This window comes from Paenibacillus sp. Mc5Re-14 (genome assembly GCF_001049835.1).
Classification (GTDB): Bacteria; Bacillota; Bacilli; order Paenibacillales; family Paenibacillaceae; genus Paenibacillus; species Paenibacillus polymyxa_C.
This window is the reverse complement of sequence record NZ_CVPD01000001.1, coordinates 3,989,215-4,002,737: the sequence shown is the minus strand read 5'-3', so window position 1 is coordinate 4,002,737 and position 13,523 is coordinate 3,989,215. Positions and strand designations below refer to the sequence as shown.

Here is a 13,523-nt window from a genome sequence, read left to right as displayed (position 1 = left end):
CATTGTTATGTCCATTACAACCATCATCATAGCGCTTTTATCCGGGCGTTGACAAGAAAACGATTACAAGCCCAATTGATGAGCAAGTTTTTCCATAACTTTACCGATCGGTTCAGTGATCAAAAGATCCGCCTTGTGATCATACGAGGTGGGGTCTGTATTCAGCAGCACTGTATGTTTACCATGAAAATAAGTAATCAAGCCCGCCGCAGGATGAACTGTCAGTGACGTTCCTCCAATTAACAGCAGATCTGCTTGAGAAATGGCCTGAATGGATTGAATAAGGGTATCCTGATTCAACTCTTCCTCATATAAAACGACATCTGGTTTGATAATCCCTCCATCTACCGGACATTTAGGTACAACCTCGGAACTGTTCATCACTTCATTTAGCCCGTAAAAGCGGCCGCATTCCATACAGTAGTTGCGATGTACCGAGCCGTGAAGCTCCAGTACATTTCTACTGCCTGCAGCCTGATGTAATCCGTCAATGTTTTGCGTCACAACCGCTTTAAGACGGCCTTGCTTTTCCAAAGACGCGAGAAAATGATGACAGCCGTTCGGCTTCGCATCGGGATGCAGCATTTTGCTGCGATAGAAATCGAAGAATACTTCAGGATGCTTCACAAAAAAAGAGCGGCTAAGCATAACCTCAGGAGAGTAGGGCAATTTTTCCTCACTCTGATACAAGCCTGCTGCCGAACGAAAATCTGGAATACCACTTTCCGTTGATGTCCCTGCTCCGCCGAAAAAAACAATATTCTGTGATTGCTGTATCCATTCCGCCAATGTATTAACTTTCATGCTCTACGCACCTCCAGCTCTTCATATCCACGAACCACCTTATCCGCATCCAGCAAATGACTGGAACGTTCCGATGCCGGCGCAAATCCAATGGCTAGCCGTACTCCAGCACGCTTGCCCATCTGCATATCCCCATTACTGTCTCCGATCACTACCACGTCCGCCGGCGACAGTCCTAGTAACGCGCAAGCTGTTTCAGCCATTTCCGGATCAGGCTTGCCGTATGTAACCCTATCATGTCCGATGATTTCGTCAAAATAGGATGTCAGCCCCATCCACTCCAAATGCTCTTGTGCAGCCTCTGTACTGTCAGAGGTCACAACCGCCAGCTTCATTCCGGCATGGCGACTTTGCTCCAATAAGGTCCGTAACCCCGGAAACACCTTCGCTGCCCGATGTCGGCGGACGTCAGCCATCGCTGTTTTATTAAATTCGCGGACAAGCCGCACAGCTTCATTCCACGGAACACCAGCAGTATAAAGCTGCCAAGCCAGTACACCCGTACTTTCGTCCACCGTTCCCATTGCCAGCGGGCCAGAAGGATCGTAACCGATCACATGTCCCTCCCGATCGTGAACAGTACCTAGAACGTTGCCTTTTTCCATTGTAAAACCGGCTCCCGCCACGACAAGATGCTGCTCCATCATATCCAGTATAGAACGAGCCCAGGGGCCCCACAACTGAATAAAATCCAGCAGCGTGCCATCTTTATCGAATAAGATGCCACGGCATGGGTATCGCTTCCCCTGCACGATCAGCTCAGACATGCATTACACCTCCTTTACGGGTTCTTAGAAGCTGAATCCACACTCTCTTTCATCCAATCCTGTAAAGCCGTTACCGTCTGGTTCCATTGCTCAACGGCGCTAATTTTCGCAGGATTATCCCCTTTCTGGGCACCGTAACTGCCAAATTGGGCATGGTTCCCCCCTTCGACTGTAAAATACAGCGTGTTGGCAGGTAAATAAGTTCTCCCACTTTGGACATTTTTCATCTGGATGACACCATCATCACTTCCTAACAGAGAAATAACTGGCAGATTTTTATCCTTTAAATTACCCTTGTTATCCGGGTAGGAAGCAAGGAAAAATACACCTTTGATCTGATCAGAATGTGCAGCTGCATATCGGGCCGCCATCACACCACCTAACGAATGACCGCCAATAACAAAGGCTTCCTCCGGATACGCCTTCAGCACTTCATTCGCCAAATCCGGTGAGATCAATGCAAGGTTTAGTGGCATTTTTGCAATAATCACATGATGTCCCTTTTCTGCCAAACGGCGTGCCAAGGGCGCATAACTTTCGGGTTTAACCAACGCCCCTGGGTATAAAATGACTCCTGATCCACTTCTTTTGGCAGGCTCAAAACTTAACCAATGCTCTTGCTCATTTACTTTCACAGTATCCGCTATTTCGGCTAATGCAGCAGCAGCCGTCTCGTCAGGCTGATAAGGCGTAAATACCTTCCATGCTCCCCAACCCGCGATTAGCACGATGACAATTAGGATGCCTAAAAGAATTTTCCATATTTTCCGAGAACCGCGTGTCCCATAAGAATTGTATGATCTTCTTGTTCTTCTTCTCATTATAAAAGTTCCTTTCGTCTTTCGTACCTCGTAATTCTTAGCTTGAATATAAAAGGTTTCGCTGTATTCGATAGCATAGCTATAACCCTGTTAGGGTAACATCGTTGCACATACAGGGTCAAATGAGCACACGTTTCCAGACATGAGCCCATCTTTATTCCGTGTTCAAGCTTTCGCCACATAAAAAGGACATGACAGCGCTTACTGTTGTGAATAAAATCACAATGTTGAGGTCCAGAGTATCGTACCTTGTTCCTTGTAAAGAATTATTTTTTAAATAGTTTAATCGGCAGAAGCCGTTCGGAGGGAAACACATGACGACAAGCCATGATGTACAAGGGGAAAGCTTCTTTCTCAATTTGCGATTTCTGTTGATTATATGCGTATTTGCAGGAAACGCCCTGGAGCCATTAGTCGGTTCACTTCATCTTGCCCAACAATGGTTCAGCTGGATATTCATGTTTCATATGCCGTTGTTTGTACTCGTTACAGGCTACTTTGCCAGAACCACTTTGACAGGTCTCGCAGGACAAAAAGTTCTGCTTCAGATCGGTATGCAATATCTGATTTTCCAATCCCTTTATTCAATCTTGGATGTCGTAATCTTTCACGTTCCCCATATCCATCATTCTTTTTTTGCTCCTTATCTGCTGCTTTGGTTCCTTGCCAGCCACATCTGCTGGAGACTGTTAATGCTGTCTTTTCAGAAAATACCACCAGTCTTCCAACTGGGTATATCCGTGCTACTGGGTATTCTTGTCGGATATCTCCCCGTAGACGGTATATGGCTAAGCGTATGCAGAACCTTTGTTTATTTGCCTTACTTTGTAGCAGGTTATCATTTGAATTATGCGGACGTTCGACTCTTCTTCACAACACCTGTCCGTATAATCGCCGGCATTGTATCTCTTTTGCTTATGGTACTGGCGGGAACGTCGTATTTTGGCATCCCGGCTGGCTGGCTATATGGCAACATGACTTATGGTGAACTGGGCCATACCGAATGGTACGCAGGGATTTACCGTATCGGCATTTATGGAGTTCAATGGATAGCATCTATGGCGTTTCTAAGCTTTGTTCCAGCCGTCATAGGGCGTATAACCGAGATGGGACGGCGTACATTATATGTCTTTTTGCTCCATGGCTTAATCGTCCGTTCCGTTGTTGCAAAAGGAGTCTACGAGTATATAGATACTCCTGTGGAAGTCATGTTGATTCTAGTGTGCGCCACAGGTCTGTGCTGTCTGTTGACCATGCCTTGGGTTCGAACTGCAACACGGCCTCTGATTGAGCCACAAGTAGAGTGGATGTTGAAGCCAGCTCCTTATCTTTTTAGACGGTCTGCGTAATTTTTTATCCATTTATATTTCACAATCAGCACGCGACAACCCGCTTACAGACGAAAATGGAAGTGGGTCTCCCCCTCTTTACTTCACGCATAGTACCTGTTTCATACAGGCAAGTTGTGGTAAGTAAAAGATACGCGCAACAAAAAACAACTTTTTCATAAGGAGTGATTTGTCATGGCACGTAATCAAAATCAGGGTAAAATGAGTCGCGAAGAAGCAGGCCGTATGGGTGGAGAAGCTACTTCCAAGAAGCACAACAAGGAATTTTATCAGGAGATTGGAAAAAAAGGCGGACAAGCAACCGCAAACTCACATGATAAGGAATTTTATCAGGAAATCGGCAAAAAGGGCGGCGATGCTACAGCTGAGTCGCATGACAAAAATTTCTACAGAGACATCGGTCGTAAAGGTGGCAGAAATTAAAATATAGTTTCATATCCCCCTCCTTTAACATAAAAACAATCCTGAGCCCATCCGCTTTATTGCGGAATGGGCTTTTCCTATTTATCCGATAAGCTAACATATCAGAATATCAGAGTTTCGAAGCATCCAATTCAAATCCTCGGAGATGCAATATATAGATAAATAAAACTGTTCATATCTATATATTGTTGCTTACAGAACACTTCAATACTTTTTCAAAATCCTCATATATGTAGAAAAATGCGCACAACTATGATAGACTCTTTAGAAAACATCTGCGCTATTACGGCGTTCATTGAACGCCATACCATTTTTATACTTTGGGGGGAAACCAGCATCATGACAGCTAAGACGAAAATGCGTTCCGATATGATTAAAAAAGGCTTTGACCGCGCTCCTCACCGCAGCTTGCTGCGCGCAGCGGGTGTCAAGGAAGAAGATTTCGACAAACCGTTTATTGCGGTATGCAACTCGTATATTGACATCGTACCGGGCCACGTCCATTTACAGGAATTTGGCAAAATTGTCAAGCAGGCCATTCGTGAAGCAGGCGGTGTACCTTTCGAATTTAACACTATTGGTGTAGATGATGGCATTGCCATGGGACACATCGGTATGCGTTATTCTTTGCCAAGTCGCGAAATTATCGCAGATTCTCTGGAAACTGTCGTTTCCGCTCACTGGTTTGACGGCATGGTATGTATTCCTAACTGCGATAAAATTACCCCTGGTATGATGATGGGGGCATTGCGTGTTAACATTCCGACTATTTTCGTCAGCGGCGGTCCTATGAAAGCTGGTAAAGATAAGAACGGACGCTCTATTTCCCTGACTTCCGTCTTCGAAGGTGTAGGTGCATTCCAGGCTGGCAAAATCGATGATCAAAGCTTGCTTGAGCTAGAACAATACGGCTGTCCAACATGCGGTTCCTGTTCAGGAATGTTCACAGCGAATTCCATGAACTGTCTCGCAGAAGCGATGGGACTGGCTATGCCAGGTAACGGCACCATCCTCGCCGTAGCAGAAGAGCGCAAAGAATTCGTTAAACAATCTGCACGCCAATTGATGGAATTGATTAAGCTCGATCTGAAACCACGTGATATCGTGACTAAAGAAGCTATTGATAATGCATTTGCACTGGATATGGCAATGGGCGGTTCTACGAATACAGTATTGCATACATTGGCACTTGCCCATGAAGCTGAAGTTGACTACCCTATTGAACGCATCAATGAAGTCGCAAACCGTGTACCTCATTTGTCCAAATTGGCACCTGCCTCCGACTATCACATTGAGGATGTTCATAATGCAGGCGGCGTAAGCGCAGTACTGAATGAACTATTGAAGAAACCAGGCGCATTGCATGGTGACTGTATTACTGTAACCGGAAAAACCATTCGTGAAAATGTAGAGGGTCAGGAAATTCTGGACACTAACGTCATCCACAAATTGGACAACCCTTATTCCGAGCGCGGCGGTCTAGCTGTATTATTCGGCAATTTGGCACCACAAGGTTCCATTATTAAAGTCGGTGCGGTTGATCCTTCTGTTGGCGGTTATCACAAAGGTCCTGCCATCTGCTTTGATTCACAAGAAGATGCGCTGGCTGGCATTGCTAACGGTAAAATCGCCGAAGGACATGTTGTTGTTATTCGTTATGAAGGTCCTAAGGGCGGACCTGGTATGCCTGAAATGCTCGCTCCAACTTCACAAATCGTGGGTATGGGGCTTGGTGCCAAGGTTGGTCTGATTACAGACGGACGATTCTCAGGTGCTTCCCGTGGTATCTCCATCGGTCATATTTCCCCTGAAGCAGCAGAAGGCGGACCTATCGCTTTTGTTGAGGACGGCGATATCATTGAGCTGGACCTGAACAATCGTAAGATTGAGCTTCACATTACGGACGAAGAATTCGACCGTCGTCGTGCCAACTGGAAAGGCTTCGAGCCGAAAGTGAAGACAGGCTACCTGGCGCGTTATTCCAAGCTGGTGACGAACGCAAGTAACGGCGGAATTATGAAAATCTAAGTGCTTTGCCAAGATATATTATTGTATGAACCACTAAAAACCTCTCGACTCCTACAAAGGATCGAGAGGCTTTTTTTATAAGGTCAACTGCTTGATCCTGTATCCGCTGTTTGTGAAGCCCTGATCGAAGTATGCATAGGCTCCCCTTCTTCGGTCATTTCACTGTTGAGTGTATGAACCACATCCCTTTGATCAGTTGGTTCAAAAACCTGGTCTGACCGGTGCGAATCTCCCGGTTGAAAACGTTCAAACAAGGTATCAATGGGCATCACGATTAGTTTCGGTACCATGACCTCTTTTTTTTCACTCAATTGCTCTGAACCCGAAGGATGGATAATACGAAATAACAGCTTTAAATATACAGTAGACACATGCTTAAAAAGTCCTTGGGGAAGCTCCTGAACTTGAAAGCCTAATTTTTCAGGCCCTCGATGAATCATACTTACTGCATAGATCGCCTTTACACCCTTCATACCAGAATCATGTACAACCCGTTGGGTAAGATCAGGCAGTTGTCTTTTCACAACTCGAATCAATTGAATCGCTAGATGGACCAAGGACTTTGCCGTCGCTCCCAATTGAAACAACATTTTATTGTCAAAATGAAGCTCAATTATGGGGTCCCCTTTTTCCAGCCACCTACCGTTCTCCATGTTTATATTTGGTCCATGATAGATACGGCGACGATAATAAAAGATCGTATTATCCTTGCTGACAGGACGAAGACGGAACAAGGCATGAAAAAGTCGCTCGTATTGTAGCCATCCGAATACCATCGTTCTTTTAATCCAATCTGTACTGGACAAGCTAGAGACAGTGGATTGATTGCCAGACTGACGGCAAAACAATGTGTCCACGCGGACGCTGCGTAATTGCTGTTTCTGGGCGACCCTCAATAGCTTCTCTAGTGCAATGAGCATGTTCTGTGGCGCTTCTGCGTCAGCCCCCAATGTCGTACCACAGTCATGGAGCAGCATCACCTCGCCACCCCTCAGCTTTTTGAGCATTCTTTCCGCTAGTTGTTTCGCTCCAATACTGGCCTTCCAGTCACCAAACATGGAGGACCATAATACGATTCGACGACCATTGTTTTTGGAAATATCAAAAAAGTTCACAATCCCCCAAGGTGGACGATAAAAGGTCGTTCCTTCGCCAGTTACTCGACGAATGACTGACTCTGTCTGGGTAATTTGTCTTCTAACCGTAACAGGCCGCATGAGCCAATTCGATTTGTGCACATAATTGTGGATACCAATCAGATGACCTTCATCATGCATGCGCTTCAGAAGCTCAGGGTGTTTTTCGGCATTCATACCTACAACAAAAAAAGTAGCCTTGGCATCAAAACGCTTGAGTAAATCGAGCAACTGTGGTGTATAGACTGGATCAGGACCATCATCAAAGGTTAGCGCATATTCTTGGTCACTTTTGCCACGTCGGAACACCCGGAAACCAAATATACGACTAACCAGCGCCGGAATAAAAGCATAAAAAGTTGAAATGTAAAACATCCATAACAGCAAAGTCTGCACGTTTTATCCCCACTTTTCTATTCTGAACTTCCAAGCAGGCCTCCTGAGTAAAACTCACTTACTTATATGTTATCACAATGACGTAAGCATGCCGAGATTTCGCCCTTGCTTATGGTCAGCATTGAGATTCAATTTAGTGTACAATAAATAAAAATCTTAAAGGAGTCGTTGTATACATATGCTTCCATTGTACAAAAAATATTGGCGTACTGTTTTTGATATCGGTCTGATCGTATTAACCGTGTATTTAATTATGTTCGTATCCAGCAAGCTGTATCAGCTAGCAGCACCTGTGTTCCTTTCATTCGTTGTGTTTTGGTGCATTGAACCTGCTGCCCGTTATTTTCATCGCAAAGGCATGAAAAAACCCTTTGCCTCCGCACTCTCCGTATTGCTGTTTATCATCTTATTACTGGCTATTTTTTTCGGATTGGGCCTGATCCTGGTTACTCAATTTACAAAAGTCGCGCAAAACCTCCCACATTATACCCAGATTATCCAAACGGAATTCACGCGGATTCTTCATCTATCTCAAGATAAAATTGCTGCCTTGCCTTCGGGTGTTACCGAACGTGTAAATGATTATTTTGCGACTGCTACCACCATTGCTACGAAATGGGCACAGCTAGGGTTATCCTTTTTCATTCAATTTCTCAGCTCTTTTACCGTTTTTATGGGCAACTTTGCGGTTGCCATCATTTTAGCGTTCTTTTTGAGTATGGAAATTAATCTCTGGAAAGGAATTGCCCGCAGTAAAACACCGAAGACACTAAAAACAGCATATCTTTTTCTAAAAAATCATGTACTTAAAGCCATTTCTGCCTTTCTCAAGGCTCAAGCTCTACTGGTAGGAATTACCTTTGTGCTCGTATTTATAGGTTTACTCATTTTGCAAGTGGATAATGCCCTATCGTTGGCGCTCGTAGCAGCTTTGTTTGATATTCTGCCATTGTTGGGTGTGCCTGTTATCTTTATTCCATGGGCAGTGTATTTGTTCATCACGGGCAATACCGGCTTGGCTGTAGGCTTACTTATTGTCATGGCTGTCACCGTGATTGTGCGCCAGTTGGCAGAGCCCAAAATTACTGGTAATTCTATCGGCGTTTCATCTGCCTATCTAATGCTTTCCTTTGCCATTATATCGTTATCCATCTTCGGATTGGCTGGATTAATCCTATCCCCCATTCTGATCATTTTGCTCAAGGAATTGTGGCAGCAAGGTTATTTGCAGCAATGGATTCGGTTTCCGACTGAGGAGTTTGACGAGCCTCCGTTTATCGTCAAAATTCAGGAGGAAGAGCGTGAAGCTACTCGCGGAACTCAGGAGGATTGAGCTAGCAGATCCATGACTTGACCGAACAGTGCTGTGGCCTGATTTGCAGCATGCGCTGAAGCATTTTGCACAAGGACGGCAACCGCATAACGTGGCCGCTCTATCGGACCGTAACCAATAAACCACTGGTGATTTATAGGGTGACCGTTTTTTAAAGCTTGGGCCGTACCCGATTTACCGGCCAGCTTCCAGGTTTTATTGCGCAAGGAGGCACCTGTACCGTGTGTCACAACCTGTTCCATTGCTTCACGCAGCGTATGAGCCGTGGATGTGCGAATCGAGCGGCTGCCTTGGGGTAAAGGAGCAGCGTGAGCAGGTAGCTCCAGCAAGGTGCTTCCGTCTGCGTAGCTGATGCGTTTTACGATACGCGGTGCATGTACTTGACCATCGTGCAGCAAGGTGACGATGAGGTTGGCTGCTTGGAGAGGCGTCACCAGCACATCACGCTGGCCGATAGCTGTCTGCACACGTACGCCTGGATCAGATGCATTCGTATGTGAGCCGAATACGGCTCCCTTTTCTTCGTGATCTAGCGGTCTGAATTGAGGCAGGCCTGCAAGATTCCGGTCCTGCCAGCCCACGGTTCGACTCAATCCCAGTGCAGAGGCTGCGGACTGAATTTGCTCAGCGTTAAGCCGTTCGCCGAGATGAGCGAACACACTATTACAGGATACGGCAAGCCCTTCCTCCAGGTTCAGGGTTCCGTGTCCTTTTTCTTTCCAGCAAGACAATCCGTACTTGCCATAGGCTCCATGACAATGAAATTGCTCCTGTGGTTGAACCACACCTGATTCAAGTGCAGCCGCAGCCGTAACCAACTTAAAAATAGAACCAGGCGTTACCGCTTTGAGGGCACGATTAGACCAGTCTGTTTTTTGCTGCGGATCAACACGAATGGGATTATAAAAAGGCCGAGACACCATCGCCATAACATCCGCGTTGCCTGCGTCAAGCACAACCACTGCACCTTCTGCCAAATGATTAGATTCTGTCAGCTTCTCAATCTGTTCCTGCAACGGGAGATCAATTGTAGTCTGCACCTGTAATGGATAGTGACTATTGGATGGAGCACTGACACGAAGCGGGACATGAGTCAATGGACGACGTTGCGCATCTACAGACCGAGAGACGAACGTCTCACCAACGCCGCTTAGCAGTGGCTCGAGCGTTCTTTCCAGGCCAGCTGCCCCCATCGGCAGTTCACTTGCTCGTTCACCACGTTCATACAGAAAACCAAGCCATTGTCTGCCATTGTGCATATCCCTATAACGCTGCGCATACGGTACAAGCTCTATGAGCGAAGGGGCTAACTTCAGCAGTCTGCCCGCTTCATTCGGATGGATTTGTATAGGCTCTCCGCGTCCATCCCGCCATATGAGTGGAGATTGCAGTTCCCTCCATCGCGTCAACAGTTGCCCTTTACTCGTATGCAGTAGCTTGGCCAGTTCTTGTCCATGCAAAGCAGCTTGGCCATCTACATCGGGAAAAAGCACTGGCGTCCATACGACTCCTCCAGTCAAGGGCTGCCCGTGTCGGTCTGTAAACTGTCCCCGCCCAGTATCAATAGCGATTCCTTCCTGTCGCTGACGTACTGACATTTCTTTAAGCGAATGCCCCCCATAAAGTGACAAATGAATACCCGCTGTCCCCTGAATCCAAGCCAGTCGGAAACATAAAATCAGTAGTAATACCATGATCCCCAGGGCTATATATGCAATTCGACGTTGACGATTGAAACTGTTATGACGCCTAGACACATTCATCCTCCTTTCATCATTTTTCCAGTAGTATGTCCGGTGATGGAAAAAGAAAACCCACTCAACATGTAATGTCGAATGGGTTACCGAATTTATGGGATATCTAGTGAGGAATATGGGCTCCAACCTAAAATTTCGTCTAACGAATAATAGACCGTTATAAAAATAGTAATGGCTAGAACCGCCCAAGCCAACTTTGTGTTTGTATTCATAATTTGCGCTCCTGATACCCCTGATTTTAGAACACCTACACTGTAAACCTCGAAAGCTGTTCTTTCAAATTCACCGATACTCCTTCCAGCTTATCAGACAAGCCTACCAGCTGATTACCGATATTGGCCTGTTCATTACTGAGAGAAGCGACTTCCTGCGAAGTAGCCGAGGATTGCTCGGCTACCGCACTTACATTGGTCATTGCTTCGGACAAAGTAGTCTGCGATTCACTCAGATGATGAATGGATGCGGTGACTGTTCCCAACCGAAGCGCGAACTCTCCCATTTGCTGCTGCACCGATTGGAAAATGTCCGTCGTTTCTTGTACGGCTCCCATCTGCTCCCGGAACAGCGGGTACACTTCAGATAACGCCTGTACCGTTTCATTCATCTCATTGACGATATTATTGGTAATACCTGTAGCCGTACGAATGGCTTGACGTGATTGCTCTGCCAACTGACGAACCTCATTGGCAACCACCATAAAACCACGCCCGGCTGTCCCAGCTCGTGCCGCTTCAATCGTCGCATTCAGTGATAGAATGTTCGTTTGTTTAGCAATATCCTGTAATACGTCCAGCACCTTAAAGACATCGGAAGTTGTCTGCTTCAGTTCATCTACTTTGCCTACCAAAGCATGCGTAGTTTCTTCCGTAACCTTAGTTTTGCTCAATAAATTTCTCAGCTGAACTGTCCCTTTTTCACTGGACTGTTCAACTTCTTGTGCGACCAGACTCATTTCATGATTAGAAGTCATAACCGTATCCATTTGCTGGGATATATTCCCGGTTAACCCGCTGCCACGTTCCGCCTCTGTTGCCAAACTGGTGGCACCATGAGCAATCTCTTCCGTTGCGGCTGCAATTTCTTTGGCTGAAACGGCTGTCTTCTTCGAGGCATCACTCAGTTCCGTCGCTGTATTCAGTACCTCCTGTGCTGATGCATTCGTCTGTTCTACCAGCAGTGTAATTTGTTCCATCATCGTATCAAAACTTTCAGACAACTGTCCAATCTCATCCTGTGCCTTATACTTCGTTCGGATTTGCAAGTTGCCTTTGGCGCCTTCAATCATTAAATCCTTCAGGTGTGTCAATGGACGAGCCACAAGACGTACCATCCACAGACCAATGAACAATGCAATGAGTGCCGCTACCGCAGCAAATACCCAGGTTGTGGTAAGTATTCCCCTGGCGTCTCTCACCAGTTCAGATACAGGCACTACACCCACGAGAATCCATTTGGAAGTTCCCAGTGTATTATGAACCGCAAGCACACTTTGCTCTTTTCCATCTGCTACCTGCTCCATAATTTGATTCCCTTCGATCCCTTCAAGCCTGGAAACGTAATCCAGCTTTGTCTTTCCTCCTGCCAAACTCTCATTGTTAGAGCCTACAAACTCACCCTTATCTGTCACAAGGCTAATCATACTGCCTGAGCCCAAATTAACACCTTTCAACTCGTCCTCCACCGCACTGGCCTTTAAATCCATAACCAGAACATAAGTCCCTCCCAACCCGGACATGCTGTTCATGGAGCGTGCCAGACGAAAGGTCTTGCTGCCATTGTCATTCACCTGCGTAGGTAGCCAAACCATTCCCTTGTTTTTCAAAATATCCTTAAACCATGCTTCCTGCCGTACATCCTTTTGTGTTCCGGTACCCATTGCAGCTAAACTGGTTTCTTCCGGGTACAGGTACAATGAATCAATCGCTTTATTTGTAAAAGCAATATTCGTTAATTTCTTGTTTACTTCGCCCATAGCAACAAAAGATGCAAAGGGATTTTTATCTTGCTTTACAGCCTTTTGCAACTGATCACTTAATTCAGTATCGAAAAATACCTGTGTCGATGTGTCTTGAAAGCGCTCTAAAATAATATCAAGCTTTTCCGAAGTTTGCTGAACTGTTTGTTGATACGCTGTAGCTGCATTTTGTTCAATCGTACTTTTAGCTTTGTAGTACGAGAGCATCCCCAGGCTGACCACGAATAACATAATGGCTGCAAAAAAGATCAGAAACAACTTCATTCCAACCGAACGGATCGGATTATAGTTTTTGACCAAATGCATAAAATCCTTACTGTATCTTTCAGGCTTAAGTAAACGCTTTAAATTGTATGTGCATTTACGTAAGGCCTTAGCTACCCAGGGAGTATCTTTCGAAGACATCACAACCGTCTCCTCCCCTTTATCCGTTGTTACTTTACTTCCTTTCAAGCCTTTCATTGGATCCGTTTTCTTAGGTTGCCTTTTTGCTGCATTTCTCTCTTTTTTCCGAAAACCCATTCCTCTCACCTACCACCATATAATTAGTTTCTTATTCCACGTCATCCTTTATGTATCTATTATCTATATAATCTCTATCGGAACTATTCGACAAGGAATGTAGCTTTCCTTTGAGTATCAACTAAATTTTGTGAAACTTTTTTCCTAGAAAACTATTCAAAAAAAAGCCTCTCCAACCGATAGGAGAGGCTTTTGAATCTTTTCACCTGTGA

General features: G+C 45.5%; 10 protein-coding genes. 4 read left to right on the top strand and 6 right to left on the bottom strand.

From position 1 onward, the window contains the following. Nucleotides 1-63: 63 nt before the first annotated feature. The 3 genes from BN1546_RS18340 to BN1546_RS18330 are packed head-to-tail and all read right to left on the bottom strand — an operon-like array spanning nt 64 to nt 2,392. Nucleotides 64-804: an NAD-dependent protein deacylase gene (locus tag BN1546_RS18340; RefSeq protein ID WP_040103078.1), complete on the bottom strand. Its 741-nt coding sequence runs from the start codon at nt 802-804 to the stop codon at nt 64-66. Beyond that, a complete protein-coding gene (locus tag BN1546_RS18335; protein WP_013372592.1) occupies nt 801-1,571 on the bottom strand; it encodes an HAD family hydrolase in 771 nt (256 codons plus the stop codon). Before BN1546_RS18335 ends, BN1546_RS18340 begins: the two co-directional genes overlap by 4 nt. Before the next feature lie 14 nt (nt 1,572-1,585). Further along, nucleotides 1,586-2,392, bottom strand: coding sequence for an alpha/beta fold hydrolase (locus BN1546_RS18330; RefSeq protein WP_058710428.1), 807 nt, complete (start codon nt 2,390-2,392; stop codon nt 1,586-1,588). Between the two features lie 314 nt (nt 2,393-2,706). Here BN1546_RS18330 and BN1546_RS18325 point away from each other — a divergent pair, with 314 nt between their 5' ends. From BN1546_RS18325 to ilvD, 3 genes are all read left to right on the top strand, one after another. Continuing rightward, nucleotides 2,707-3,741, top strand: coding sequence for an acyltransferase family protein (locus BN1546_RS18325; protein ID WP_090738513.1), 1,035 nt, complete (start codon nt 2,707-2,709; stop codon nt 3,739-3,741). Between the two features lie 174 nt (nt 3,742-3,915). Further along, entirely contained in the window at nt 3,916-4,164 is a 249-nt protein-coding gene (locus BN1546_RS18320) for a KGG domain-containing protein (RefSeq protein WP_013372595.1), read from the top strand. 339 nt (nt 4,165-4,503) lie between these two features. Then, a complete protein-coding gene (gene ilvD / locus BN1546_RS18315) occupies nt 4,504-6,192 on the top strand; it encodes a dihydroxy-acid dehydratase (RefSeq protein WP_016324645.1) in 1,689 nt (562 codons plus the stop codon). An 83-nt stretch (nt 6,193-6,275) separates the two neighbouring features. Here the strand turns inward: ilvD and BN1546_RS18310 are convergent, their stop codons facing one another. Next, nucleotides 6,276-7,724, bottom strand: a complete 1,449-nt coding sequence (locus tag BN1546_RS18310; RefSeq protein WP_013372598.1) for a polysaccharide deacetylase family protein — start codon at nt 7,722-7,724, stop codon at nt 6,276-6,278. Nucleotides 7,725-7,902: 178 nt separating this feature from the next. On the opposite strand from BN1546_RS18310, the gene BN1546_RS18305 reads away from it, so the two are divergent. Continuing rightward, nucleotides 7,903-9,057 carry an AI-2E family transporter gene (locus tag BN1546_RS18305; protein ID WP_064961887.1) on the top strand — a complete coding sequence of 385 codons (1,155 nt, stop codon included), beginning with the start codon at nt 7,903-7,905 and terminating at the stop codon, nt 9,055-9,057. Here BN1546_RS18305 and BN1546_RS18300 read toward each other — a convergent pair. Continuing rightward, complete coding sequence (locus BN1546_RS18300; RefSeq protein ID WP_255305424.1) at nt 9,045-10,820, bottom strand: peptidoglycan D,D-transpeptidase FtsI family protein; 1,776 nt, start codon at nt 10,818-10,820, stop codon at nt 9,045-9,047. The two genes, BN1546_RS18305 and BN1546_RS18300, sit on opposite strands and share 13 nt — an antisense overlap. Nucleotides 10,821-11,061: 241 nt before the next feature. After that, on the bottom strand, nt 11,062-13,311 hold the full coding sequence (locus BN1546_RS18295) for a methyl-accepting chemotaxis protein (RefSeq protein ID WP_090738511.1): 2,250 nt from the start codon (nt 13,309-13,311) through the stop codon (nt 11,062-11,064). Between the last annotated feature and the right edge of the window lie 212 nt (nt 13,312-13,523).

What these genes read in the sequence shown, in the direction of transcription:
- BN1546_RS18340 (WP_040103078.1), bottom strand. Translation starts at nt 804, where the DNA reads ATGAAAGTTAATACATTGGCGGAATGGATACAGCAATCACAGAATATT.
- BN1546_RS18335 (WP_013372592.1), bottom strand. Translation starts at nt 1,571, where the DNA reads ATGTCTGAGCTGATCGTGCAGGGGAAGCGATACCCATGCCGTGGCATC.
- BN1546_RS18330 (WP_058710428.1), bottom strand. Translation starts at nt 2,392, where the DNA reads ATGAGAAGAAGAACAAGAAGATCATACAATTCTTATGGGACACGCGGT.
- BN1546_RS18325 (WP_090738513.1), top strand. Translation starts at nt 2,707, where the DNA reads ATGACGACAAGCCATGATGTACAAGGGGAAAGCTTCTTTCTCAATTTG.
- BN1546_RS18320 (WP_013372595.1), top strand. Translation starts at nt 3,916, where the DNA reads ATGGCACGTAATCAAAATCAGGGTAAAATGAGTCGCGAAGAAGCAGGC.
- ilvD (WP_016324645.1), top strand. Translation starts at nt 4,504, where the DNA reads ATGACAGCTAAGACGAAAATGCGTTCCGATATGATTAAAAAAGGCTTT.
- BN1546_RS18305 (WP_064961887.1), top strand. Translation starts at nt 7,903, where the DNA reads ATGCTTCCATTGTACAAAAAATATTGGCGTACTGTTTTTGATATCGGT.
- BN1546_RS18300 (WP_255305424.1), bottom strand. Translation starts at nt 10,820, where the DNA reads ATGAATGTGTCTAGGCGTCATAACAGTTTCAATCGTCAACGTCGAATT.
- BN1546_RS18295 (WP_090738511.1), bottom strand. Translation starts at nt 13,311, where the DNA reads ATGGGTTTTCGGAAAAAAGAGAGAAATGCAGCAAAAAGGCAACCTAAG.